Here is a 26,981-nt window from a genome sequence, read left to right on the forward strand (position 1 = left end):
TCTACACGAACATCTTCTTCACAAGCTCGCGGTTGCGCTCTTTGAAAACCTCATTATGCGACGACACCATCGCACTCTTGTGTGCTTCGGGATCGATAAAGCGCTTGGCGCTGTTGACCGCGTTTGCCGCATCCTGAAACGCTCCGGCGATCAGGTGCAGCTTGCCTTCGTAATGCACAATATCCCCTGCCGCATACAGTCCGGGCACGGAAGACTGGCAGTTGGCGGTACCTTTAATATAATAGTCATCAACCCGGGTAATATGAAGCCGGCTGTTCTCCAGCAGTGAGGTGTCGCGTTCATAGCCGTGGTTGATGACCACTTCGTCGACAGGCAGCTCCATCACCTCACCGGTTTGAGCGTTCGTGAGCTCGACCCGTTCGATCACCTCATGATCTTCCGAAGCGATCAGCTTGGTAATCTGTGTATGGAAGAAGCAGCTCACCGAGCTGTTCAGCAGCTGATCCACCTGGGCCTCATGCCCGCTGAGCGCATCTTTGCGGTAAGCGAGGTAGACCTTTTTCGCTACAGGTTCGAGCTCGTTGGCCCAATCGACAGCCGAATTGCCTCCGCCTGATACTATGACCGTTTTATCTTTAAAATGCTGCAGCGATTTGACCGTATAATTCAGATTGGACACTTCAAAACGCTCTGCTCCTTCAATCTGAAGCTTTTGCGGATTGAGGATGCCGCCGCCCACGGCAACGATGACCGTCTTGGACAGATGCACACCTGAGGCAGCCGTATGTAATTCAAACAACCCTGCTTCATTGCGGGCAATCGATTCGACTTTCTCATTCAGCAGCACTTCAGGGTGAAACGTTAGCCCCTGCTGCACGATCTGTTCTATCAGCCTGGCTCCCGAAATCGGCGTTAGCCCCCCGACATCCCAGATCATTTTTTCAGGATAAACGTGAACCTTTCCGCCCAGCATCGGCTGATATTCGATAATCTTCGTTTTCATTCCCCGCAGTCCGCTGTAAAAGGCGGAATATAACCCGGCCGGACCTCCGCCGATCACGGTCACATCAAACACTTCATTTCTGCTCATCGCTCTTCACTCCCGGTATATGTCATGAGTTTACACCCTCAATCGTAAATGATTATCATTATCATTAAGTGTACTTTGATTGCTTCGTTTTTACAATCCATTTTAATAAAAAGTTCATTCTTCGCCTACCTTCAAGCCGGATGAATTGACCAGCTGTTACTGAGATGCTGCGATGGCGTGTGGCCTTTCCGAACTTTTCCTTTGAATGGGCTACATTAATCAAACTGTATTCAGATTTTTTTATTCGTAATGAAAAAAAATATGGCAAATGAGGGCTTCCAATAATGGAGTCCTCATTTATTTTTAAAAATCTAACGTTCGCAACCTCCGTTTCTTTTCCATGATGATAGATTGGTATGGCATAAAGAATTGCTTTGCATCGAACAGATTGCTTAGGGATACTGCGACTTCTTATTGACCAGGCGTGTATTTTCACCTACTGTCAATAGTAGACTTAATACATAATTCCGATAACCGAATAGCTCTGTATTTCGGTGATATCACTAAAACGAACAAATGAGGTGAAAAATGATGAACAATCGATTCCGCGTGGGAGAAGTAGCGCGACTTTTCAAGCTGCCCGCATCGACTCTGCGTTACTATGATGAAATCGGACTGTTCAAGCCAAAGTATACCGATCCTGAAACATCCTATCGATATTATGGTGTTGAACAATTTCAGGTTCTGGATACCATTATTTTTTTAAGGAAAAATGGATTTTCGTTAAAAGACATTCAGCATCAGTTAAATAAAAGGACTCCGGAAACGACGATGGACATTTTAAAGAAGAAGCTTGAGGAAGTCAGGATGGAAATTTTCCGGCTCCAACGCAGTGCGGCGAGGATCGAGAACAAAATTTCCACAATCGAAGAAGGAATAAAACTTGCCGGTCACCCCGCTTTAACATTTCAGTATTTCCCAAAACGGCCTGTTTCCTATCTGCATTTTGACAAACCTGTCGATCTGATAGAGGAAGGCGACGACATTTATTTAAAGGATAGAGAAACGCTCTCGAGCCAGTCGATCGAGAATAACGGCTTCTTCACCGGAGACATCGGAACGATCGTGGATATGGAAAGCTTGAAGCAAGAAGGACCTGTAAAATACATCGGCTTATTTGAATTGCTGCACGGCGAAGACAGCGAGGAATATTTAAACGAAGGGCTGTATGCCAGCTATCCCCATATTGGCCCCTACGAGGACATGAGGAAAAGTTATCAGCTTGTTTTACGTCAGCTGAAAGAGGAAGGATATAAACTTGAAGGAATCCCCGTTGAGATTTCCGTTCTTGATGAGGCTGTCATCAAGGAGTCCGATCATTTTGTCACTTTAATCCAAATTCCGGTGACAAAGTTTTGATTGACCTTCAAGTAACTTGAAGGTTTAGAATACTCCTGTAGCTCATTATAGGAGGAATACATGATGACAGAAACACATCAGCAGCTAATGAAATTACCAGTTAATCAAGTGTTTTTTAAATATTTCATCCCTGCAACGCTTGGATTACTCTTGATGTCAGCGAATATTTTAATTGATGGCCTATTCGTGGGAAATGGGATTGGAACCGCAGCACTGGCTGGAGTGAACCTTTCCTATCCGGTCATTTCTTTGATTATGGCCATCGCTCTGTGGATTGGGATAGGCGGAGCAACGAAGTACTCTATCAGCATCGGAGAGAATCGTCCGCAAAAGGCAAGCAGCGTTTTTTCTCTGGCTCTCTTCTCTACGCTAATCATCAGTGCGCTTTTAGGGGTGTTCGGGCTTCTCAATATTCAAGCCATTTCGCTATGGCTTGGCGCTAACTCCGACACCTCTTCTTACGTCATAGAGTACTTAAACGTCATGTTTTTATTCGGCTGGGTCATCGCATTAGAACAGGTGTTAAGTATTTTTGTAAGGAATGACGGCAGTCCAAAGCTTTCGATGATGGCTCTTGCAACAACATCGATTGTGAATATCATCCTGAATTTTTATACAATCATGATCTTGAACATGGGGGTAACAGGCGCTGCGATTTCAACGGTGCTTGGCGGATTCGCCGGACTGCTTGTATTATCCCTGCACTTCTTTAACCGTCAAGTGCAGCTGAGAAAGCTGGCGTTTCAGTGGTCCTGGAAATCCCTTATGCACATCTTTTCCATCGGGTTTCCAAGTTTTCTGGCAGAGGCCGGGCTCCTCGCATTTGTAACAGGGTATAACCTGGCGATGGCCGGACTGGCAGGCACGGGAGGAGTCGCTGCCTTCTCGGTCATTAACTACCTTCACGGGTTCATGTTCCTGTCCTTCTTCGGCATTGAAATGGCACTTCAGCCCATGATCAGCTATTATCATGGTGCTGAAGAAAGCGAACGAATCAAAAGCAGCATGAAGATTGGGGAGAAGACCGCTGTTATCCTGGGAATTCTTTTGCTCGTTATCGGCTGGGTGGCTGCACCGTTCCTTGTAGGCTTATTCGGAATAGAATCAACCGAAATCCAGCAGCTGGCCATCGATGGAATCCGCCTATTTTTTATCGGGTATACCTTCCTTGGCTATAACTTTGTCTATATGAGTTACTTTCAATCCATTGGCCGGGCCGGCTCATCGGCTGTGATTATCATATTGCGAAGCTTCGTGTCCCTTTTCGTCCTGCTTTGGATTTTGCCTAAGTTTATTGGCATCACGGGAGTTTGGCTATCCTTGCCGCTTTCCGAGTTTTTTGTCGCTGCCCTCCTCTTTTTCATGACGAGAAAACATGTGATGAGAACAGGAAATCCCATGTTCGGCAAGGGATGATTTTACAGCCGGGAGATTCTTCCCGGCTTGTTTCCTATATCTAAGGACTGCATTCATCAATTGAAGGTTCAAACAATAATACTTGTCCCTCCTATTTGAAGGTAATGATAGAATACAGGCGCCCGCCTGTCACAGTCTTCGTACGCTGACACGTTCGGCGTAATCGGCAAGTTAAATGTCGTCCTTTGCTAGTTACAGTCCGACAATGGATAGGTAAAGTTATAACTGTCCCGCCAACAAGGCAGGACGCAATGACGACCAAGTGAGCGAAGGTGCAGAAAGTTAAAGGAGTGCTCATACGTATGATGTCTCATAATCGAATTAAATTCCCGGCAGGGTTTTGGGCAGGATTGCGTCACTTAGGAATTAATGCCTCTGACGTGCTCCGAAAAGCCCAGCTGCCGCTCACCATGATGACTGAACCAGTTGTCACCGCCGCCCAATACTTCGCGATCTGGCAGGCGTATTCCGACCTTGTTGATGATGTTTCCAAAGGAATCATCAAGCTTGCGACCGGCTTTGAGCCGGCACATTACCCTCCGGCCGTATTAGCGGCTTACCATGCCCGTGACTACCGCGACGCGCTAAAGCGAATGGCCCGCTACAAACAATTATGCCCTCCTGAAAGTTTGCGTATCACCGAGGAAGGTGAGCACTGCGCAATCGAACTGGAATGGTTGGATGATAAGCAACCCGGTCCGCCGCTCTTGATTGGCATTACACTGGCATTTCTTCTCGAACTCGGACGCCGGGGCACAGGTCAGCCGTTGACAGCGAAGTCGGTCGAGTTTGCACACCCAATGGGCGACATGCAGGCGCTTGAAGCATACTTCGGCTGCCGTATCCGGAGCGGTGCAGATCGGAATCGGCTGACGCTGCATCGAGGAGATCTGGACCGCCCTTTTGTCTCGTATAATGCAGAGTTGCTGGAGATTCTGACTCCTGTGCTGGATCAATCGTTGAATGATCAGCAAAATAGCCTTTCAATTACCGGAGTGGTCAAGTGGATCATGAAACGCACGCTCACAGGAGGGCACCCAGACATTCGGACTGTCGCGGGCGAATTAGGAATGAGCGGCCGCACCTTGCAGCGCCGGCTTACTGACGAAGGCACTAGCTTTAAACAGCTGTTGATCCAAGTCAGACATGAGCAGGCGCGGGAGTACTTGGCAGACCCTTCGCTCGATATTAAAGAAGTGGCCTTTCTGATCGGATATGAAGATCAGAACTCATTCTACCGGGCCTTCCGCCTCTGGGAAGGCGAGACACCTTCTAATTGGCGTAAGCAAACCCGGATGAATGGACTTAACTAGAATAGGAGAAATGTTTGATGGATATGGGATTAAAAAATAAAACAGCATTAGTTACAGGATCGACGAAAGGTATAGGAAAAGCCATCGCTATTGAACTTGCCAAAGAAGGTGTTCATGTCCTCATTAACGGACGAAATGAGGAAGAGGCAGAACGAACAGTCAATGAAATAAAATCAGCTTTTCCTGCCACCTCTCCCCAAAACGCCGCGGCTGACATCGTGGATATTAGGCAAAGGGAAGCTTTATTTAAAAAATACCCTCAAATCGATATTTTAGTAAACAATATGGGCATTTATGAAATCATGGAATATGAAAACGTTGACGATGAAGTATGGGAAAAATACTTCCGCACCAATGTGCTGGCTGCAAACGGTTTAACTAAATTTTATTTGCCGAAAATGCTGAAAAGTGATTTTGGCCGCATCATCTTTATTGCAAGTGAAGAAGCGATGATGCCTTCAGGGCAGATGCCTCAGTATTGTATGACAAAATCAATGCTATTATCTTTGGCAAAAAGCTTATCAAAATTAACAATCGGTACAGAAGTAACGGTCAATACGATCATGCCGGGGCCGACACTCTCTGAGAATGTGAAGCAAATTATTCAGGGAATGTACCCTGATGAAGGGATGACTTTTTCGGAAAAAGAGAAGAAATTTATGACCACAAACCTGCCTCAATCCGAAATACAGCGATTTATCAAGCCTATTGAAATCGGGAGATTGGCGGCATTTGTATGCAGTCCTTATGCATCCGCATTTAAAGGGTCTCCGATCCGTATGGACGGAGGAATGGTGCCGACTATTTTTTAAGATCCCCCGTTCAAGATAGACTTCGTCAACACTAAAAACAAGCTGGCGGCAGTATGCGCCAGCTTGCAGCTTTTGGTGACGTGAATCCTCTTACAGATCAGCTTCTCCCCTTTTGCTCAACTTTCAACTGAATACTGTTGGACTTATAGATGATCTTCACTTTATACTTGCTTGGCAACCCCTTGGTCTCGACGGAAGAAAATGAGCCATGACGCTTGCGGAAGGTTATGATCGCCGATCCGTCAGCCGGTACGTAATTGTCCGTAAAATTGAGGCGTAATATCCCTTTCAATTTTGCTTTGCCTTTAATTTTCAGCTGATCTTTTTTGCCGCTGAGCTGAAGTTCAAGTATTCCTTCAGCAGATTGTTTGTAGTCTCCTTCGATGATCAGTTTTCCCGGCACATCTTCCTTAAGGATGCCTCCGTTTAGTGTAACATCACCTCTCCCGAAAGCTGTCTCCGAACCGCCCTCAAGCGTTCCTTGATTAATCCGTGTACCGCCGGAATATGTATTATCCCCTTCCAGCTTCAAAGTGCCTGTCCCTTTTTTGGTCAGCTTTCCAGTGCCGGAGATGTCGTTGCGCCAGCGATCGGCTGTATGGAAGCCGCCTTTTGCGGAATCCATGGTCACGGTAACATTTTTGGTAAAAGCACCATACCCATCTGCGGCGGAAAAGAGATTAAGCCTTCCCCATCCTTCTCGATCATCAAGAACAGGGTAGCCGGCCGGAAGACCGGTAGTGGCCAAAACCGAACGGCGCTGCTTTTTGTCAAGGTAAGGAAAACGCGTTTCCAGCAGGACTTCGGCTCCCTTTGGAACTGCCATTGGTTTAGCGGTTGTCTTCATTTGACGAAATCCATATGTCAATCGTTCCGTATATTGTTTTTTATTCGTTTCATAATCGCTGTATCTGTCTTCGCCTGTACCGGTTTGCGTTAATAGTTTACGATGAGCTTCATCATAAGCCGCTTTCTTCAATTTTTCATTGTCGGGATCAGACAGAATCGCAGCTGACAACGCTGTTGCCATTACCCTTCCCCCCATGACGTCCAGCGGGGAATGCATACCGGCAACAATCCGGTTATGACCGAGTTCTGAAGCGCGAGTCAGCAGCTCTTGATAACGCTCTGGTATCGCATAGGCATAAGCAAAAGCGCTGAGATATGCGGCGTTCGTATGTCCGCTTGGAAAACCTCCGTCTTTGTTCGGATCAGGATTGATGACGGGAATAAGCGTTGGAACAATGATCGAATTGTCTTTCCAGCGAAACGGGCGGGGATAATTGAAATAGCCTTTAGCCGGATTCGATGAAGAATAGTTGCCGCGTAAAGTATTGACCAAACTCACGACATGTCCAAGTTCCGAGCTGGTGCTGCCTGAATTGGTTCCTTCATCATGATATTTTTTTATCGAGGCATCTGCCGGGATACTGATGATCGTTGTCGTCGCTCCCGCGTTCATTCGATAGACGTCAGCCAGCTTCCCGAGGCCGTCAATAACACTGTAGCTCTGGCCCCTCCGATCATCAAAATATGCAGCACTTTCCTCAAGCATCGTGCGGTGTTCAGCAATATCCACGACTTTTTGGATGTTGGCATCCAACACTCTGCTGTTCAGTTTAGTACCGGTATTCCACGTCTTTCCGGGGGTCCAAAGTTTATTAAATTCGGAAAGTACCCCGATGACAGGATTGGATTCCACCGTCATATTAGCAGAGATATTATTTTTGTAATGATCTACGAAAAATCCGGAAGAGTACGGCGAAGCTGCGGTTGTTCGTTTAGTGGCTGCGCTCGCATCGCCTACATCCGGAGAACTTAGAAGAAGTGCCAAAGAACAGACAGCTATCAGTAAATGCTTCCTCATCCTTAACCGTTTCATTCTCACATCATATCCCCCTTGCTCTTCATCTCCCAACCATCAAGTTCTATATGATCGTATCGTAAATTTGTTAATCAAATGGCTTGATTTTATTAATGTTTTGTTTATATTTTGGGATTTTGCAGATCGATGCTTTATGAGTGAGGGGGGGAACAAGTGTGAGAAAGGCCGGATTTAAAATTCAGGCCTTTCTCTGCTAATTTAACAGCTGTTTATACACTTTCAGCCAAATGCATAGGAGGCTAAATCGGCCCGTTTAGTCTATTTATTTTCCTTCTCTAAAAACGCCATAACCGCTTTTGTCAGATTCTGTGCTTCTGCCGGCGCATCCGGAGAGCCGAACATCTTATTTAAATCACTGTGAGATAAGCTGTTGACTTGATAAACAAAATCCGTTGCTTTCGCTTTGTTTACGGTTTCCGCGAACTTGTAAACGGCAGGGTCTTCCCAGCGGGTCACAAGATAGGCGGGCGGCAATTTTGAGTTGTTTATGTAGGAAAGCGGCGATGCTTTTGTCCACACCTTTTCGTCTGTGCCAAACACTTCTTTATAAGACGGGATCGCTTCGATGAATCGTTTCATATCCAAGGGGCCATCTAAAACAACAATCGAATTGAGTGCGGCCGGCGTGAGGCCGACACGATTTAAATATGTTGAATCTGCGGCAATTAATCCGGCCAATTGTCCCCCTGCCGAGTGTCCCATGACGTTGATTTTTGACGGATCGATTTGATACTCGTCCGCATGATCCATCACCCATTTTACGGCCTTGGCCGCATCATCAGCCATCTCATCATACTCAACATCCGGATGAAGCCGATAGTTGACAGATACAAAAACATAGCCGTTATCTGTAAAAAATGCCGGCTTCGAAGCAGCCCTGCTTTTGTCGCCGCTTGTCCATCCTCCGCCGTGAAGGTAGATGAGAACGGGATGTTTTTCACCCTCGTTTGTTTGCGGTGTATAAATATCCAATGTTTGTCTGTCGTCTTTTGCGTAATGAACATTTTCAGCATTCTTGTTGGAAGTACAGGCGAATAAGCCGATACACAGAATCGCCACCCCTGTCCATTTGATGAATCCTCTCAAATTAAAAAACACCTTTCTTCTTTAGCCAGTATATTTTAAAGAGCCTCACATAACATTCCGGGAATGCTCATCTGTTAAGCGGTTTTAACAGGTACCGGAACATTAACATATGTTTCTAATTATAAACAGAAACAAAAAACTTACAAATATTAAAATCAATGAGAAAATTAAAGGTTTTTATTGTCGAGGTGCGGTAAATCTGCGAGGAAAAGATGAGAGGATGCCTTCGTGAAAGCGACCTGAATAAGTAATAGACAATTAAGCCGGCAAGAAGAGTACTCCCCGTCATATCGGGGAGTACGATTTTTATGAGCCCTGTGATAGATGGACGTCTGCTTTTTGTTCGGCCGAAATGACAGATAACAAGTCACGGCTGACCGCAAATCTACCCATTTAAAAACATAATGGCAGTTCTTCTAAAGCTCTCATCAGAAAATTGTCTTTCCATTTGATTTGCTCCCTTTCGCCTTTAATCTCTATATGTTCAAAGCGGCGCAGCAAGGTTTGAATGGCGATTTTGGCTTCCAATCGGGCAAGCGGTGCGCCGAGGCAAAAATGGCTGCCATGGCCAAAAGCAAGGTTGCGGTTATCCTTTCTTTCAATATCAAAGCGGTCGGCATTCGAAAAGACCGTATCATCGCGGTTGGCCGAGGCTAATGAAATGATGACCACATCTTTTCTCTTAATCTCCTCCCCGTGCAATGTAAACGGTTCGGCCGCCCAGCGCAAGGTGGTTAATTCCACGGGACTGTAAAATCTGAGCGCCTCTTCAATGGCTGAGTCGATTAAATCAGGATGTTGACGAAGCTTTTCCAGCTGCTCAGGGTGGTTCAGCAAGGCAAAGGTCATATTGGTTATTAAGTTTACCGTTGTCTCATGTCCTGCGACGATAAGAAGCATAATCGTCGAATACAGCTCTTCTATGCTTAATTTCGTTCCTTCGCTTTCTGCCTGAATTAATGCACTGACTAAATCCTCAGCCGGCTCGTCCCTTTTTTTGCGGACCAAATATTCCAGGTATTCAGCGAATTCGCCTATTTTATACTTGTATTCCTCCAGGCTTTCGGGCGTGTCAGAAAAATCAATCACCGCCTGGGACCAAACTCTGAATTTTTGCCGATCTTCAAGCGGAATACCAAGCATCTCGCTGATGACAATGATCGGCAGCGGGAAAGCGAAGTCGTCTACAAGATTCATAGAATGGTTCGGTTCTACTTGATCCAATAAGGAATCAGCGATTTTTTGGATTCTGTTTTCGAGCTGTAAAACCATCCGGGGAGTAAATGCTTTCTGAACAAGAGACCGCAAACGGCCGTGGTCGGGGGGATCTGCGTTGAGCATATGCTTTGATAAAGGTTCTTCATTTTCCAGAGCGGAAAAGTTCTCTAATTCTTCTTCTGTAAACACATTTTCGTAATTTTTCTTCATTCTTGCATCCTTTAATATATGGACCGCATCATCGTACCTCGTAATGAGCCAGCCTTCGCCCAGCTCCCCCATCGATACGGGACAGACAGGACGGGAAGCGCGTAATCGCTTGTAAAATTCATACGCCTCATCTTTAAATGCTGCAGAAGACAATTCTCTCTCAGTTAATATGGCGAAGCTCTCCTCTTGTTTTGAAGACATACATCCAACCTCCATCTCTGTTTTTGTAAATAACAGCCTGATCGGAATTGTATACCGAGATAATGCGTTAGGCTGTTCACATCCACTCATTCACAAATATTATAATTTCAGGGAAATTCACATTCAATCGGCAATCAAGCGGGAGGTGTTCATTAATGAACACCTTCCGCATTCCTTGTATAGAAATGAGACGGGGAGATGTAAAAAAGGAATGAAAACAAGCTGAGACCGGCGCTATGCCGATCTCGCTATAAGTAAATTTAAAAATAAAAAATCCTCTTAGTTAACAGTTCCTTTTCAAGGAACGGCAGTCTAACAGGAGCCCTTCGGTTGTCCGATCGGAATCTATTCGTTTGTTGACAGCGTGAAGTTCTTCTTTCCTTTCCTTGCTTATCGACTTCCGCTTCTTTTTTAAAACGTCCATGAAAGTCTAAAGCCGTCGCAGAGTTACTGATTAAACGCTTGAGCAGTTTGATCACTTGTTCTTATTTTTACAACAATATAGACAATAGCTGATATCCAAGCTGCGATAATTCCAATATAAATAACCGGATATAATGCTGTTTGATCGATCCACGAATGGACCAGCGTTCTTGTGTTGACGAGGATGATCAGCCCGCCGACCAGAACGCCCATTAATCGGGCATGCACCTTCTGCACCAGCCAGGCGGCAATCGGTGCCGCAATAATTCCGCCAATCATCAATGCACCAACCCACAGCCAATTGACTTCTTCCCAGCCGAGAGAAATGAAAAATCCTAACGTTGCCGAAACGGCAATGGCAAATTCGCTTGTGTCAACAGTTCCCACTACTTTTCTCGCACTGACGCCTTTTTTGGATAACAAAACAGGAGTGGCAATCGGCCCCCAGCCGCCCCCTCCGGTTGCATCGGCAAAACCCGCGATTAATCCCAGGGGAACGGCTTTTTTTCTCGAAAGGCTGATATTGTTTTTTTGCTCTCCTATTTTAAACATGAATAGAAATCGAATGAGCACATACACGCCGAGAACAAGCAGAAACATTGAAATATAAGGTTTCGCAAGCTCACCCGGAATGTTGCTTAAAAAGGAAGCGCCGAGAAATGCCCCGAGTGATCCTGGGATGACGAGTCGTTTGACCGTTTGTTTATCGACGTTTCCAAACTTTATATGCGACACACCAGATGCCGCGGTTGTGACCACTTCCGCCAGGTGAACGGATGCTGACGCAACCGCCGGTGCAATGCCGAAGGCAAGCAGCAATGATGACGATGTCACCCCGTACGCCATCCCTAAGGCGCCATCTATCAGCTGCGCAAATAATCCTATCAAGACAAACACAATCAGCTTTTTCATGTTGGCCTCCCACTTCAATTGGTTTTATTTTTATTGTTAAATATAATCTATACTATACCTACCTGTAAAGTGCGAATTTTTAAAAATATAAATTTTTTGTATTTATCATCGACACCAGCAAAAAAGAACATATGCATGCAAAATGAGCGCCTATCCCCCGGTCCTTTGTCTTATGGATGTTCATTAATGAACACCTTCCGGAATCATTGTTAAGTAATGAAGTTTAATTTAAAAGGTTCCATCATGCATCTGCTCCTTTTGCGTTTCACTTACCCCAAAGCGAGCGAGGATGACGACTTTTAAAATGAACCGAGGGGGAAAGAGGCATTAAAACGGGAAGGGACGAAAGCAAATTTGAACCGCCCCCGATTGTCGGGGGCGGTGTTTTTTTGACTCATAGCTCTTTGTACATAAAGTAATCAAAATCGGCATGTTGATGTGCCCCGCTTGTATCCTGGCATTGCATTCCCACAAAAGCTCCGGTAAAGAATCCGCCTCCGCGCACATAATCATCTGACAATTTTTTAGACTCCAACGGGAGCTCAATTTTATACCAGTCTTTTTGATTAAAAGAATAGGAGTAATAATATGTTTCCCATTCGACATTTACTCTTAAATAAACATATTGTATGTCCCGCGGGATGACAATTTTGTCTTTTATCGGCTGTGAGAATGTAAAATTATCGCATATCGTTACATCCAAAATGCGCCCAAGGTCTTCATCATAAGTCACTTGAAGAGCCGTCCAGTTCTCGGTGTTGTAGTAATTCACGAGTCCCGCTGCTTGCTGAAAGGTCTCCGGACTGAAATCAACAGCAGTCTCCGCTGTAAAACGGAGGCTTTGCCAACGCCTGGCTACAAACGCCTGGGTAAATGTGGAGGTTAGTGATTCATGTCCATATAAACGTAAATGATTCGGCCTTTCAGTCAATGATCCTAATTCTTTCGTAAAGGGAATCCGCAATGTCTGAAAGTTTATATTTAATGTCCGATCAGCAAATTGATCGACTTCCTCATATGTCGATGGAAACTTGGTTTCAGATATGCGGGGCGCCTCCACCTCCACCCTCCCCTCTTTTCCGCCTGCCACATAAGGCCAGCCGTCTTTCCACTCCAATTTTTGAATCGCGGTTTCTCTTCCCAAAGGACAATATCCTCTTTGGTGAATAACCGAGTCATCAGCAGGATGAATAGGACGCCCGGTTAAATGAGCTAAATACCACTCGCCTGTATGCGTTTCCACAATTGATGCATGTCCGCATTTCTGCAACGGATTCCGAGGTTCGTGCCAAGACGTTAAAATTGGATTGTCGGGGTGAATCTCATATGGTCCTTCGATATGTTTTGAACGGGCAATTGTGGCGGCATGCTCGAAACGGGTACCGCCTTCCGCTGTCAATAAATAGTAATAATCCCCGATATGATAAAGGTGCGGCGCTTCAGTCAGTTTAATATCTGTGCCTTCAAAAATGATTTTCGGATGATGGATAAGCCTTTTTTCGTGCACGGAAAATTCCTGCATCACAATGCCTCCGAATGAATGGCGGCCGATCCGGTGATCCCACAGCATATTTAACAAATATTTTCTTCCGTCGACATCATGGAACAATGAAGCATCAAAGCCGGAACTATTTAGTTGAATCGGCTCCCCCCAATCCCCATCGACGGTTTCGCAAGTAACTAAATAGTTATGACAGTCTTTCCAGGCTCCATCCACAACTTTTACATCTGTATATATAAGCCAAAACTTTCCTTCACTGTAACTTAGACAAGGCGCCCATACACCGCCTGAGTCGGGATTCCCTTTCATATCCAATTGTGAAACCCTCTGCAACGGATGTGCAACTAAACGCCAATTCACCAAATCTTTCGAATGATGGATTTGCACTCCTGGAAACCATTCGAAGGTTGATACTGCGATATAATAATCCTCCCCTACTCTGCATATGGATGGATCCGGGTTGAAACCTTTAAGCACCGGATTGATAATCTTCATCTTCATTCCTCCTAACGGTTGTCTTTAAAGTGTAAGCCGGCTAGCCCTATTCCCACTCAAATTCATTCATATGGTCCAGGTCACTTTATCTCTATTCTCTAATTCACGTACGACTTTTGCATATTTTTCATCGCTTAAATTGTAAAAATTAATGTCGATCATAGCTAATATAAGGAAAATAACCGGAACTACAGTTGTCGTTAATAATATCCCTGTCAACGCTTCAGGAGTTTGGACCTGACCTGCGGCATAGCCGAACCTCTCCAGTATGAGTCCTGGAACGATTCCGCCGAGTGCCATGCCAAACTTGAAAAAGAAGCCGATAATCGCATAAATCAATCCACTCAAGCGTTTCCCTGTCTTATATTCGCCATATTCGATGGTTTCAGGGATAAGCGCCCACATATATCCCCCGGCCGTCACACTTCCAACTGCGGCAATGACACGAAAGAAGAGCACCAGAAACACATTGCTTGGCGGAACAATGAGAATGGCCAAAAGTCCAATGATATTTAATAATAAAGCGGCATTTAATAGCTTTCTCTTTCCCAGCCACCTATTGATTCGGGGTATAAACGGCAGGATGGCCAATGCAGGAAGGCTTCCAAGCAAGCCGTACCATTTCACAAGATCAGCTCTGCCTACATTGTACGTCATGTAGTAAATGCCGACGGAATTGCTTATTGAGTTGACGCCAAAAATAATGATAAAGAAAATGCTTAAAACGACTAACGGACGATTCACCCGAAATTGCTCGAATAGATCGGAAAATTTAATTTTTTCTTCGGACATTGGCAGAGTGACCCGTTCTTTTGTACTTTTAAAACAAAAGATTAATAGACAGGCGCCAATGATCCCCAGCATGCTCATCGTCAGCTGCCAGCCAAGAGCCGTGTTTCCTGTCGTATCACCTAAATAAGTAGAAAGTAAAGGAACAAAAAAAGATACGATGAGTCCGCCAAGATTGGCAAAGACCATCCGAACCGAAGTAATGCTGACGACCTCTTGATTATCTCTCGTCATCGCGGAGGTTAAAGCGCCGTATGGAACATTTATCGCCGTATATGTGAGCGATAAACCGACATACGTGATATAGGCGTAGATTAGTTTTCCGGTATCTGAAAAATCCGGGGTTGTAAAACAGAGGATGGCAAGTACAGAAAGCGGAAACGCGCCGAACAGCAGATACGGCCTAAACCTCCCGAATCTGCTGTTTGTTCGGTCTACTAATGTTCCGATAAAAGGATCGGCAAGCGCATCAATGATTCGAACAATCAGAAACATTGTTCCAGCGGCAGCGGCTGATAAACCATAAACATCCGTATAGAAAAATAAAAGATATGTAGAAACCGTGGTGTAAATTAAATTACATGCTAAATCTCCAGAAGCATAACCGGATTTCTCATACATACTAACTTGTTTTACATGTTCACCCGTCATGATTCTTACCTCCTCCACAGCCTTTCAAAGCGGCTTTATGATAAGTTTATATGAAAACGCATACATTAAACCTGGCAAGCGGCCTTTCAGCCGAAGTGAGACAGATGCTTCTCTCGTCAACCACGAATTCTCTTCAAGATTGTAGGTTTATGCGATCTTATCACCTCCATTTTGAAATTTTCACAAAAATCAGATTTCAAAGGTTGCTTATGATCAGAACATAAAAATGGTCTCCCTTTTTCATCCACTCCTCATGCCTACACTTAGTTTAACCAACAAACTAAGTTTAAGTCAGTTTGAAAATGTTGTCAATCATTAGCAGTGCCTATTTCGATTTCAAAAGAAAAAAACCTCGAAAAACTGCGGTAAGGAAACAACGTTAAAACAACAGATTTCTCCTGATAACAATGCGGGGATTGAGGGAGCGTTCGGCAGAATTGGGCCCTGCATGGGATATCTGCTTCATATGTTATAGCGCCTCAGACCATGATCGGCCTTTTTTCTTAATAAAAGCACAATTTATGGATGCCGCTCGCAAAAAGTGCATCGCATGAAAAAGATAAACCCAATTTTTCAGGGAACAATGCCTCATTCTTTCATCTGTGATGAATGATACAATCCCCAGTGTAGTGACTAAAAAGGAGGACCAATCATGAAATTCAGCAAAATCGGTGCCTTACTGCTCACTTTGGCGTGTTTGCTTTTGCCTTTTTCTTCGGCGTCTGCAGCAGGTGCCGGTGTATGGGATAATATCGGCACATATGGCATGACATCGCAGACTCCGATCATTAAATCAGGCGGAGGGAAATTTTATTTTCACAACAACAGCTTTTATGGCTTTACTTTTACGCTGTATGAAGTTGACGGGGCGGGAAGCACGCCCGAAATCGTAAGAAAAAATATCTACGTCGGACCGAAAAACAACAGTCCGGTGATCGATGTCAGCGATTTTACAGATGGTGCGAATAAAAAAGCAGAACTCGTTCTGTTTAAAGGGAACGATACATACATCACCGTTACTTGCTATGATTGAATTCCCCATAAACAGTAAGCCCGCCGTTTACAGACGGCGGTTTTTTGATGCTTTTTTTGCCCGGTCAAACAAACGCGGTCCCCTCTTTAATAATTTAGGAATTTTTGAGCCGGCGGAATATTTCGAGATTCCGGATGAGGATTGGTTCCGCTTTTTCGAAGTGAATATTATGAGCGGAGTAAGGCTCTCGCGGAGATATTTGCAAAGCATGATCGAGAAAAAAGAAGGGCGGGTCATTTTTATTGCGAGCGAAGCCGCAGTTATGCCGTCACAGGAAATGGCGCATTACAGCGCAACAAAAACGATGCAGCTATCGATTTCCCGGAGCTTGGCAGAGCTTGCTACGGGTACAAATGTGACTGTCAATACCGTTATGCCGGGCTCAACCTTAACCGAAGGCGTTGAAACGATGCTGAAGACTCTTTATCCGGATGAAAACCTGACGGTTGAAGAAGCGGAAAGGCGGTTTATGAAAGAAAACCGGCCGACCTCTATCATACAAAGGCTGATTCGGCCTGAAGAAATCGCGCACTTTGTCACCTTTTTAAGCAGTCCGCTTTCCTCGCCGATCAATGGTGCAGCCTTGCGGGCGGACGGCGGATTGGTCCGCAGCGTCTTTTAAATGAAAGGCTGGAATGCCCGGCATTCCAGCTTCATCGTCATCGATCAGCATAAACATGTTGGAAGACTGCGGTCGCATCCCATGCATTCAAGCCGAATGCTCCCTCGGTAAACGTGGAATCCCGGGCGCTTATCACCAATCGGTCGTCCAAGTAAATATTAAAGTTGGAACTGCGGGCCACCGCCTTCAGGTGATATTTCCGGCCGGCTTCTATCGGTGTGCGGTGTTCGGCAATAACAGAAGCCGAGCCGTTTTCAAATTTAAAAAACTTCACCACGTCATGCTTGGCATCCACATTGGCAAGGTATCCGTTTTGAACATCCTTGTCGGCCCGAAACACGAGAGCACCCGCCCCTCTGCCATTTCCATCCTTTACCGTGACATCTGCTTCATATGTGAAATCTGTTCCTTTTGCTGAAGATAAAATGAACGAATCCCCGTCAGATCGCCCTTGTTTTCCATCAATCGTGTCGGCCCATACACCGTTTACGGTCGTCCAGCCGGTCAAATTCGATTGAAAGGGAGACGTTCCCCATACATTTTTCAGAGGATGAACCGTCATCGAATTCAGCTTGACAAACCCGTTAGATGCGTATACTTCAAGCCCTTTACTGGATCGGTCCGGCAGAATAATGTCGGTGATCACCTGCCTCCCGTCGTTGCCGAATACTTCAACTGAAGAGCGGTCGACATAAATGCGCATCTTCACCTTCCCGCCGACCGGTTGCAGCGGGGCCGCATGCTTTCCGGTGTTAAAGTTCGGATTAAAGGAGACGTTTCCGGATTGGCTTCGGTCGACGAACAGTGAAGCGCTGTTTTTGCTGTAGCCGATTTTCGTATATTGGTTTTCCCCTGTTCGGACTTTAAAGCCGAATTCGGCCGCAGTTCCGGTATTTACTTGAAATTCCGCATTGATTTCGTACGCATCACCTGACAGCGCTTTCAAAAAATTTTTGTTTCGAGGCGAAATGATCTTGTTTTTCCACCTTTGCGATACACCCCTGATCGACTCCAGCTCCGCTACCGGAGCCTGAACAATTCTGAACCCTTCAGAAAACGCTTTCAATTTTAGTTCTCTCGGGATAGACATTGCGCTTCTCCACGGGGAAGTGGGAACATCGTTTGCGTATTGCCAATTGCTCATCCATCCTAACCAAAGCCTTCGTCCGTCAGACCGCGGGATATCAGACCAGCTGACAGCTGCGTAGAAGTCTTTGCCGTAATCTGTCCATAATACGCGATTCGGCGGGTTTTCATTTTTAAAGGTTGTTCCGTCAAAGCTTCCGACGAAATATTGCATGCCTGATCCTCCTGAGACAGCACCGTCTCCAACACTGACTTGCATCACCCATTTCGTTTCATTCGGTCTGCCCTCTACAGGAAGCTCAAACAGATCCGGACATTCCCACACGCCTCCATGGCTGCCCTCTCCTTTTCCAAATTCGCTCGCATATGTCCACTGCTTCAGGTCAGGCGATGTATAGATCAGAATTCGGTCGCCGCCTGCAAGCAACATCACCCACTTGTTCGTCTGTTTGTGCCAAACGACTTTCGGATCTCGGAAATCTCTTTTTCCCGGATTTGGAATGACGGGGTTGCCTGAGTACTTCGTCCATGTCCTGCCTTTGTCATTGCTGTAAGCGATGCTTTGTACTTGTTCCCCGTCCCGGTCCTGCGTATAAATGGCAACGAGCGGCTTCTCCGTCCCTGTTTGAAACCCTGTTGTATTATTCCGATCGACGACAGCGCTGCCCGAAAAAATCGTCCCTTTTTCATCAGGATACAGCGCGACCGGCAAATGCTCCCACTTGACCAAATCTTTGCTTACTGCGTGCCCCCAGTGCATCGGCCCCCAGCGCAGGCCATACGGATGATATTGATAAAACAGATGATATTCTCCCGCGTAATACACCATCCCGTTCGGGTCATTCATCCAGTTTGCTTCCGGCGTGAAATGATACTTGGGCCGATGATCCTCGTTATAGTAGTCCGGGTCGGCCGCAGCTGCGGAAAAGGCTTCCGGAAACATCATGGCCCCTATGATCCCCATCTGAATCATTTTCTTTTTCATCCCTTTTCTCCCCTCTTCTTCACACGGTTTTTAGTGACGGTTAATGCAGGAAGTCCAAACAGCCGCCCCCTTTTTGCGGCCGAATGGACCTGCCTCTCCAAAAGCTAAGAAAAGAACAACTAAGTCATTTTATGCCAAAAAACCAGTCCAATAGCCGACAATCCCGATGATAAAAATACCGAAAATCATGAGAAGAGGATTCACCCCTTTGCGAAGCATCCACGCAGCGAGCAGTGTCAATCCTAAAGGCAGTACCCCCGGCATGATGCTGTCTAAAATGTTTTGCACGGTCTGCACATCGACTTTGCCTGCATCATCCTTAATTCTCGACACGACGATCGGGATATTGATCGTCGTCCACTTGGAAACGAGCGCTCCCATTACAAACAGCCCGAGTATTGAAGCGCCTTCCGTCATTTTTTGAATGCGGTTCCCGACCAAGTCCTGCAAAATTTCCATACCTTTCACATAGCCGTACTTTAACCCGTAGTATTTTGTACTTAATCTGACCGCGTTGATTAAAAAGAAAAACAAAAGCGGGCCGGCGATATTTCCGCCTAAAGCAAGCGACGCTCCCAAGGCTGCCAGAACGGGACGCAACGTCCCCCAGAAAATCGGATCGCCCACACCTGCCAACGGGCCCATTAAGCCGATTTTCATTCCATTAATCGCTTTGGCATCAATCTTTTTATTGTTGGCCATTTCTTCTTCCATCGCAGCGGTCACGCCGAATATCGGCGCTGTCAGCCACGGATGCGTATTAAACCATTCCAAGTGGCGCTGGAGCGCTTCGCTCCGTTTCGCTCCCGGACCGTACAATTTTTTGATCGCCGGAATCATGACGTAGCAGTAGCCGAGCGCCTGTACACGCTCAAAGTTAAATGATCCGAGCAAAAAGTTTGAGCGGATAAACATACTGAAAATCTCTTTCTTCGTTAACCTTTTTTCTGTGCCCATTATTCGTCCCTCCTCAATTGTTAAGCATCCAGATCATCGTCATCATCATAAGCGGCCACGCTGCTGTCACTGGCGGCAGCCACCGCCCCCTGCGCATGATTTTTTTGCATCACTTGCTGATATAAAAATGCCAGACAGAGCCCGAGGGCACCGAAGCCGACTAAATTGAAATCGGTAAACGCGGCCAGCAAAAAACCGATATAGAAAAACGGCTTCAAATACGGAATGTTCATCATGTTGATGACCATCGCATATCCGACAACAACGATAATGCCCCCGCCTATTTGCAAACCTTTTATGATGACGTCCGGAATATTTCCCAAAAACGCCTGAACAGCGCTGACACTTATCAGAGCCACAATCAATGTCGGAATCATAACGCGCAGCGCCTGAAACGCCATGGCGGTAATATGCATGATTTCAATTCCTTTAAAATTGCCATCCTTTGCGTATTTGTCGGCGCGGTGAATTAAAAATACGGTGATCGTCCTGACGAAAATCGTCAGCGCCTGACCCGCAGCAGCCAAAGCCACCGCGACGGCAATCCCTTCGCCGATTCCCTGATCGGCGGTAATCACTAAAATGGTCGAAATCACGGAAGCGATAGCCGTATCGGGGGCCATTGCAAGACCGACGTTCATCCAGCCAAGCGCCATCAGCTCCAGCGTTCCGCCGAGAATGATGCCTGTTTTCAGATCCCCGAGAACCAGGCCGACCAACGTGCAGGCAATCAGCGGACGGTGTGTCTGCCCTTCGTCCAATACACTACCGATACCTGTTATAGCTGCAATGACGAGCAGCAAAATAATTTGAATCGTTGACATGGCTTTAGAACCCTCCTTCTAGGATTTTGTTGCGTTTCTTAAAATCTGCATAAAGTCTTCGCTCGAATCTGACGGCAGCTGCCTCAGTTCCAGCTTCACGCCCAATCCGTGCAATTGTTCAAACGCTTTGATGTCCTTTTCAGTCACGCTGACCGATTTCGTGATTTGCCTGCGGTTATTCTCGAAGCGCATCCCGCCGACATTGACTGTTTCGATCGGAACACCTGCTTCGATTAAGGAAACAATGTCGCCCGGATTTTCGAATAACAGCATTGCCGTCGTATCTTCGTACCGCGGACTGTGAAACGCTTTGGCCATTTTGGAGATCGAAACGGCGCTGGCTTTCACATTTGAAGGTGCGACAGAAAGGATCAGCGTTTTTCTCATTTCGTCCTGCGCCACCTCATCAGAGACAACGATAATGCGGTCAGCAGCGTGGATTTTGATCCATCTTGTTAATACTTGGCCGTGAATAAAGCGGTCATCAATTCTTGCTAAAACGATTTTCATTACAATTCATCCTCTCTTCCCTGATTGGACTGACTGAATTTTTCCAATTGTTCGCTGCAGATTTGAAAGCATTCCCGGCTCATCTTTTTCAACTGGTTCAGCAGTTGTTTAAGCGGCATATGCTTCCTCAAGCTCAATGCCTCTAATAAAATCGGCAGATTCACGCCGGCTGCCATATCGAATCTCCGCTCCTTCGCGATGTAAGGGGTCGCTGCGTTATATGGCGTCCCGCCGAAAATATCCACTAAAAAAAGCACCTCGTGTTCCTCTGGAATGTCCTTCAGCGTCTGATGATATTTTTCTTGCAGTGTCTGAATGCCTTCCCCTTTCAGAAACGGCACCGCGATCAGGCTGTCTTCTTCTCCGAATATCATCCCTGAAGATTCTTTTAATGCTGTGGGAAAGTTTCCGTGGCCGCTGATAATGACTGTAATCATGTACATTGCTCCTTTCTTTTTTCGTTCGCTTATTTATAATGCAAGTATCGTGCCAACAAAGTTGTATTAAGCGCTTTCACTGTATCTCAAGACGAATGATTTTTAAGTTTGAAACACATTCAAGCATAAAAATAAACCTGTATTAAAATGGGATTCCACTTAATACAGGTTTATCTGAAAAAATCGCTCATGGAAAACAGCTATAACTCTTCAGAAAAGATGGACGCGATAAATATTTTTTCATCTTCAGTGATCGCGAGTCCAAGCTTTTCTTCGTAAGGCTTTAATGTTTTCTCTGTGATGTGAAGAACTTTTTCAAGCTGATCATTCATTTCTTCTTCCTCAGGAAAAGCGATCGGATTTTGTTTGATCACCCTTTCAAAAGCAAAAGCGGTATGCATGATGACTTTGATCAGCACCGCGTTGCTGAATGTGATGCGCAGTTCGTCTTGAACCGTCTGAAGCCACTCCAACAGCATGTCTATCATATGATAGGGATTCAAAAAGACAAGATACTTCTTCAGGCTGTCTTCGCACAGCTCCTTCACCACCACATTTTTACCGGATAATCCGCCGCTCACAGGGATATTGCCGTTTCCGATTACTTGCTGAATCACTTTTTCTCCTTCGCCTTCAATCAATACTTCTAAAGGCACGTGCGGAGCATCGATTTTAGGATTCTTCGTGCCCACCGTGGCAAGGATCTCATACGCTTTTTCAATTTCTTTCATGCGGCTTGCTAATTTTATCGATGACACCGTCAAAATGCTGATTTGTTCATCGGATGTCCTGCTCACGATTGATGTTAAGATCTCTTCGAGCTTTTTCGCTGTTCCGCCGCCTGTCGTGCAAATGGAGACGATCGCCTTCTTTTTGCCTGAAACCCGCGGTTTATCGGCCCATAAATCGATGAAATCCTTTGTAACCGAATCGTAGATGGCGTGCAAATTCAAATTCAAATAATTCACCTTGCGGACGGCATCAAGCACCATTGATGTCGTAACATTGCTGATCGTTTTTATTTTTACGCCCGTTTGTTGTTCGAGCCTTGTTTCCAGCATCGCAAGCGATCCCATGTCGACAAGCATTAATACGCCTTCACCTTCATCAACTTGCTTCACTTTCTCCGCCAGACTGCTGACGATTTCCGCGGGTGAAACGGTCAAAGGCATATCAACCGCAGCAATCGGGGTGCTCCCCAGCAGTTCAGTGGCTACTTCAACCATAGAGCTTGCTGTGCTGTTTCCATGGGCCGCCACGACAATGCCCGTCCTTTTGTTTTCTTTCCATGATTTAATCGACTGAATCAGCATCGTCAAGTAGATCACTTCGATTTCCGGAACGGTTACTTTAAAATACGCTTGAATTTTATCTTTGAAAATCAGTGCGACCTCATATTCTTTCACATGGGTTTCCCTGATTTCATCTGTTTCCTGCGGGTTTAAGATATCAACCTGCTTTCCGCGCTTTAAAAATGCGGCGATATGCATGCTCAGGAAATAGATGAATTTACGGTCGAATTTGCAGTCTAACTCATGTTCGGCGACTTCCTTTAATTCTTTCGTCATCTGAATCACGTCGTCTTCAACGAATTTGAGCAAGCTGTGGTTTTGAAGCATTTTCTGATTAAAAAAGCTTCTGACGTGCAAATGAATATCCGTTAAAATATATTGATTGATTTGTTTTTTTGTTAAGCCTTCTTTATTCAGGATTTTCGCTTTTTCTTCTATGACATGATATAAGTTAAATGAGTCATCGATTTTCGTTGTATCATCTTCCACAATTGGAGAGATGATCGTTGTAATGTTGACGTATTCAGAAATCATTTTGCTCCGTTCGATATTTTTGCTGCTGGACATCCAGTCCTGTTTGATCTCATCGGGAAGATCCCGGACGGTCAGTTCCACAACCTCGTCTTTGTCAAGGTTATTTAAAAATCCGTGCGCACAGACGAGCTGCACATTTGATTTCAGCTGCCCGACATTTCCGAATTTTGCAGAATTAATCAATGCATTATAGACATCGATATGCACATTTAAGTTTTTTTTGATCCGCTCTGCTTCTTTCCCCAATAAAAACGTTGTCAGTTCTACTCTTTCTCCAAGGGACCGTTCATCGAGCGAAGGGATATGTACGGTCATCGGAATTCTCCGTAAAAATGTCTTCAGCAAAGCAGAACTCGGGTTTTCTGTTGTTGCGCAGATAAACAGGACTTTTGCCGTTCGCTTATGCTCTGTTTCACCAAGCCTGTTGTATGTGCCGCTGTCAATGAAATAAAACAGCATTTCCTGCCCCTCCGGCGGGAGACGATGAATTTCATCCATAAACAGAATGCCCCCGTCCGCCTGTTCGACTAATCCTGCTTTGTCTTCGCCGGCACCTGTAAACGACCCTTTTTTATGTCCGAACAATTGAGAGAGCAATAATTGAGGATTGTTATAATAATCGGCACAGTTGAATGTGATGAACGGGGAATCGGGCTTCAATATGTCCGAATAAACGGCGAACTGGTAGATCCGGTTCGCAAACAGCGATTTACCCGAACCCGTCGGACCGAGCAGCAGCATGTGCAAGCCGTGCGGCGGATAAAAGACAGCCGCTTTCGCCTGAGAGATTGCCTTTTTCAAGCTCCCTTTAGCCCCGATCATGAGCTCGAGGGGATCGGCGGACATGTTGCGCGCCGGCTTTTTTTGGCCGTCAGCCAACCGCTTCAGTTCTTCAACCTCCATCAACTCTGAATTCCATTTGATGTTCAAGATGTTTTCAACGATTTCCACCGGGACATAGCGCACGGGGAACGTTTTAATCTTGATCACCTTTTTGGCCCGAACGAGATTGTTTAATTCAAAGCTGACATTTGAACGCTCCATTTGCAGCTGTCCGGCGATTTCTTGAGCCGAATTCCCTTGTATCTTTAAAAGCTGCTGGATATTCGTTTCGCGAAAATTATCCAGCAGCTGATGGTAGATTTTATCTATTCTTTTCATATGTATCATCCTTTGTTCTCGATTGATCAGCAACAAGGCGGCAAACTTTCTTGAAGATTCAGAACTTTAAAGCCGAATCACGGGATAAAAAAGATCTTTTACAGATTGACAACCCTGGCTCTCCTACTTTTATATCGATTTGATCGTGCTCTCATGACACAGTTTGGTGTTTTTGCTTCATCAGCATCCATAGAAACACCCCTCCCAAAGTAGCAGCTTGTCAATAGTGTATCATCATTGAGAAAATATTGGTGAAAACATCCTGTATTTTTCTCTAAATGTAAATGTTTTGTGAAAAGCTCTGCTGATCAACGTTCACTTCGATATCATGTTGGACGACCGACCGGCTGCCTTAATCTTCACAAAAAAGGCCGTTGACGGTTCAACGGTATTTTTTGTTATCCCTTCAGCATGATTGAAAACCCTTGCAGTCTAGGAAGGCCGAGCATCGGAAGCTGACTTTCACAGGATGTGATGACGGCGGCGTTCAGGCAGGACGCCTGAGCGGTTAGCCGCCGATCCTTCTCCTATTCGTGAGCACCGACGCGCAGACCTGACAACGAATGCGAGGGTTTGTCGACACGCTGAAAGGCCGTTGACGGTTCAACGGCCTCTTTCTTCATGATTCATCTCCCTTTGAAAATAAACGATTCCTTTAAAAGTCTGCCTTCACTCCCTTTTTCCGTCCAAATCAAGTCCACTTCCAATTCGGTCGCTTTCTCTGCCAATAGCAAATTCCGGTGTTTGACAGGGCTTCCGTCATTTAAGCTTTTGGCTAAAGAGACCGCATTTTCGTGAGGAATGTTCCAAAGCGAAAATTTCGTTGAACAATTGGGCTCATTCCGATAGAGATAAATTTCCGCCGAAGCTACATCGTGTCCAATGTTTTTGATTTCGACAGCATAAGTATGAAACCTACCTTTTTCCGGCTTCGCCATTCCGTTCCCGGCTTCGGCTTTACCGATTTGAACTTCCCATTGTTTTGAAGCCTGTTTAACCGGCAATTCTTCAAACGTCAGCGCTTTTGTTTCAAATGTCGGAACAATCAAGCCGAACAGGCACAATGCACCTATGAATAGCCGCCGCATATTTTTCACTCCTCGATGGTTTATGTCCCCATATGTTTTTCCTTATTCATAAATCCTATGCATACCGACGTTTCACTCCTGCTTCCGGCAGGGTAATAAATGGACTGGAGGGATCAAGCAATGCCGCAAAACCAAAACAATCGATACGAACTCTTTTTCAAAAAAAGATACAAAGTTCTTCATACATTAAACGATTTTCTCATCGGTCTTTTATTCCTTGTTGGAAGCTTCTGCTTCTTCTCCGAGGAACTGAAGCCGGCGGGAATATGGATGTTTGTGATCGGCAGCTTTCAGCTGTTAATCAGGCCGACGATCCGTTTGGTTCATGATTTTCATTACCGAAAGTTTGTTGAGAGCCGGCGTTCCAAATGCCGTGAGTAAATTCAAACAGCAGTGAGAGATGTTAGGAGACCCGCTAAGAAGTGCATATAAAAAAGGCCGAATCCTATCGGCCTTTCCTCTGTCACACAAGCCACTCCTCACAATCGGCGGCAAGCCGTTCCAACTCGTTCATAAAAGCGCCGGCATGATAGCCGTCACACACTGCATGGTGTACTTGCAGGGAAACGGGCAAAAATGTTTCACTGCCTTCTGAAAAATATTTCCCGTTTGTAATCATCGGCAGCAAGTGTTCGCTGTTATCTAGGTTTAAATTAAAGTTTGTAAAGCGCACCCATGGAATAGAAGAAACTGAAAACGTATTGGGCGGGATGTCCGGCTTAGCCCACAAGCCCTTTTTGTCTCCAAAGCGCTCAGCATCCTGAAGATATTGACGATAAAACCGTGAGAAATCATCTGAGTATTCTGTCCAGAGTGCGGAAAACGTGTGGTCGTCCTGATGAAAAATCGTATAGCACGGGTGCATTTGTTCCCAATATCCCAGCTGTCCTTGGCCGTTAAAAGTTGTTCTAAACTCGGGACGCGAATGAATGGCCTTTGATACGATATAAATAAAAGCCGGGTACAGCTTGAGCTTCTTTTTCTTGAGCATGGCGAGCAAATTTGTCACATTGACATTTGCCGTTATACTGAAAGAACATTTCGCTTCCTTCATGTAATGGTCAAAATAAGGTTTTCTATACCAAGTGTCGAGCTTGATTGTTTGAAAATTCATGTTTTACCTCCTAAAA

The 26,981-nt window shown here is 45.5% G+C and carries 20 protein-coding genes and 2 pseudogenes; 7 read left to right on the forward strand and 15 right to left on the reverse strand.

Annotated features, from left to right (window positions below; translation table 11 throughout):
* Position 1: 1 nt before the first annotated feature.
* Positions 2-1,051: an NAD(P)/FAD-dependent oxidoreductase gene (locus MHI30_RS14000; protein ID WP_075752169.1), complete on the reverse strand. Its 1,050-nt coding sequence runs from the start codon at positions 1,049-1,051 to the stop codon at positions 2-4.
* Between the two features lie 528 nt (positions 1,052-1,579).
* Here MHI30_RS14000 and MHI30_RS14005 point away from each other — a divergent pair.
* The 4 genes from MHI30_RS14005 (at position 1,580) to MHI30_RS14020 (ending at position 5,951) form a co-directional block, all read left to right on the forward strand.
* Entirely contained in the window at positions 1,580-2,410 is an 831-nt protein-coding gene (locus MHI30_RS14005) for a MerR family transcriptional regulator (protein ID WP_342409651.1), read from the forward strand.
* Between the two features lie 60 nt (positions 2,411-2,470).
* Positions 2,471-3,826 (forward strand): MATE family efflux transporter, encoded by a 1,356-nt coding sequence (locus tag MHI30_RS14010; RefSeq protein ID WP_075752165.1) that lies wholly within the window; start codon positions 2,471-2,473, stop codon positions 3,824-3,826.
* A gap of 305 nt (positions 3,827-4,131) precedes the next feature.
* Positions 4,132-5,139, forward strand: a complete 1,008-nt coding sequence (locus MHI30_RS14015; RefSeq protein ID WP_075752509.1) for an AraC family transcriptional regulator — start codon at positions 4,132-4,134, stop codon at positions 5,137-5,139.
* Positions 5,140-5,156: 17 nt separating this feature from the next.
* Positions 5,157-5,951 (forward strand): SDR family oxidoreductase, encoded by a 795-nt coding sequence (locus MHI30_RS14020; RefSeq protein ID WP_075752163.1) that lies wholly within the window; start codon positions 5,157-5,159, stop codon positions 5,949-5,951.
* Positions 5,952-6,048: 97 nt separating this feature from the next.
* Here the strand turns inward: MHI30_RS14020 and MHI30_RS14025 are convergent, their stop codons facing one another.
* The 6 genes and pseudogenes from MHI30_RS14025 to MHI30_RS14050 all read right to left on the reverse strand — a co-directional run bounded on the left by MHI30_RS14025 (position 6,049) and on the right by MHI30_RS14050 (position 15,322).
* The gene (locus MHI30_RS14025) at positions 6,049-7,833 is read right to left on the reverse strand and encodes a phosphatase PAP2 family protein (protein ID WP_075752507.1); all 1,785 of its coding nucleotides are present in this window, start codon (positions 7,831-7,833) and stop codon (positions 6,049-6,051) included.
* A gap of 261 nt (positions 7,834-8,094) precedes the next feature.
* Positions 8,095-8,922: an alpha/beta hydrolase gene (locus MHI30_RS14030; RefSeq protein WP_075752161.1), complete on the reverse strand. Its 828-nt coding sequence runs from the start codon at positions 8,920-8,922 to the stop codon at positions 8,095-8,097.
* Positions 8,923-9,315: 393 nt separating this feature from the next.
* Positions 9,316-10,551: a cytochrome P450 gene (locus MHI30_RS14035; protein WP_075752159.1), complete on the reverse strand. Its 1,236-nt coding sequence runs from the start codon at positions 10,549-10,551 to the stop codon at positions 9,316-9,318.
* A gap of 447 nt (positions 10,552-10,998) precedes the next feature.
* Positions 10,999-11,886, reverse strand: coding sequence for a sulfite exporter TauE/SafE family protein (locus MHI30_RS14040; RefSeq protein ID WP_075752157.1), 888 nt, complete (start codon positions 11,884-11,886; stop codon positions 10,999-11,001).
* Positions 11,887-12,280: 394 nt separating this feature from the next.
* Positions 12,281-13,882, reverse strand: a complete 1,602-nt coding sequence (xynB, locus tag MHI30_RS14045; protein WP_075752155.1) for a xylan 1,4-beta-xylosidase — start codon at positions 13,880-13,882, stop codon at positions 12,281-12,283.
* Positions 13,883-13,928: 46 nt separating this feature from the next.
* Positions 13,929-15,322: pseudogene (locus MHI30_RS14050) on the reverse strand (MFS transporter).
* A 652-nt stretch (positions 15,323-15,974) separates the two neighbouring features.
* Between MHI30_RS14050 and MHI30_RS14055 the strand changes: the two are divergent.
* Both MHI30_RS14055 and MHI30_RS14060 read left to right on the forward strand, forming a co-directional pair.
* Entirely contained in the window at positions 15,975-16,355 is a 381-nt protein-coding gene (locus MHI30_RS14055) for a hypothetical protein (RefSeq protein WP_075752151.1), read from the forward strand.
* 88 nt (positions 16,356-16,443) lie between these two features.
* Positions 16,444-16,977: pseudogene (locus tag MHI30_RS14060) on the forward strand (SDR family oxidoreductase); the annotation flags it as partial.
* 37 nt (positions 16,978-17,014) lie between these two features.
* Here the strand turns inward: MHI30_RS14060 and MHI30_RS14065 are convergent.
* The 7 genes from MHI30_RS14065 to MHI30_RS14095 form a co-directional block, all read right to left on the reverse strand.
* Positions 17,015-19,048, reverse strand: a complete 2,034-nt coding sequence (locus tag MHI30_RS14065; RefSeq protein ID WP_075752149.1) for a glycoside hydrolase family 32 protein — start codon at positions 19,046-19,048, stop codon at positions 17,015-17,017.
* Between the two features lie 129 nt (positions 19,049-19,177).
* The gene (locus MHI30_RS14070; RefSeq protein WP_075752147.1) at positions 19,178-20,005 is read right to left on the reverse strand and encodes a PTS system mannose/fructose/sorbose family transporter subunit IID; all 828 of its coding nucleotides are present in this window, start codon (positions 20,003-20,005) and stop codon (positions 19,178-19,180) included.
* A gap of 20 nt (positions 20,006-20,025) precedes the next feature.
* Complete coding sequence (locus tag MHI30_RS14075) at positions 20,026-20,829, reverse strand: PTS mannose/fructose/sorbose transporter subunit IIC (protein ID WP_154495325.1); 804 nt, start codon at positions 20,827-20,829, stop codon at positions 20,026-20,028.
* Positions 20,830-20,847: 18 nt separating this feature from the next.
* Entirely contained in the window at positions 20,848-21,339 is a 492-nt protein-coding gene (locus tag MHI30_RS14080; protein ID WP_075752143.1) for a mannose/fructose/sorbose PTS transporter subunit IIB, read from the reverse strand.
* On the reverse strand, positions 21,339-21,776 hold the full coding sequence (locus MHI30_RS14085) for a mannose/fructose/sorbose PTS transporter subunit IIA (RefSeq protein WP_075752141.1): 438 nt from the start codon (positions 21,774-21,776) through the stop codon (positions 21,339-21,341). The genes MHI30_RS14080 and MHI30_RS14085 overlap by 1 nt, the downstream gene beginning before the upstream one ends.
* Before the next feature lie 200 nt (positions 21,777-21,976).
* Positions 21,977-24,763, reverse strand: coding sequence for a sigma-54-dependent transcriptional regulator (locus MHI30_RS14090; RefSeq protein WP_075752139.1), 2,787 nt, complete (start codon positions 24,761-24,763; stop codon positions 21,977-21,979).
* 626 nt (positions 24,764-25,389) lie between these two features.
* Positions 25,390-25,851 carry a hypothetical protein gene (locus tag MHI30_RS14095; protein WP_075752137.1) on the reverse strand — a complete coding sequence of 154 codons (462 nt, stop codon included), beginning with the start codon at positions 25,849-25,851 and terminating at the stop codon, positions 25,390-25,392.
* A 120-nt stretch (positions 25,852-25,971) separates the two neighbouring features.
* Here MHI30_RS14095 and MHI30_RS14100 point away from each other — a divergent pair, with 120 nt between their 5' ends.
* Positions 25,972-26,232 (forward strand): YrhK family protein, encoded by a 261-nt coding sequence (locus MHI30_RS14100; RefSeq protein ID WP_075752135.1) that lies wholly within the window; start codon positions 25,972-25,974, stop codon positions 26,230-26,232.
* A gap of 82 nt (positions 26,233-26,314) precedes the next feature.
* Here MHI30_RS14100 and catA read toward each other — a convergent pair whose 3' ends face one another.
* Complete coding sequence (gene catA, locus MHI30_RS14105; protein ID WP_075752133.1) at positions 26,315-26,965, reverse strand: type A chloramphenicol O-acetyltransferase; 651 nt, start codon at positions 26,963-26,965, stop codon at positions 26,315-26,317.
* Positions 26,966-26,981 lie beyond the last annotated feature (16 nt).

This window comes from Bacillus sp. FSL L8-0528, assembly GCF_038593085.1.
GTDB classification, from domain to species: Bacteria; Bacillota; Bacilli; order Bacillales; family Bacillaceae; genus Bacillus; species Bacillus paralicheniformis.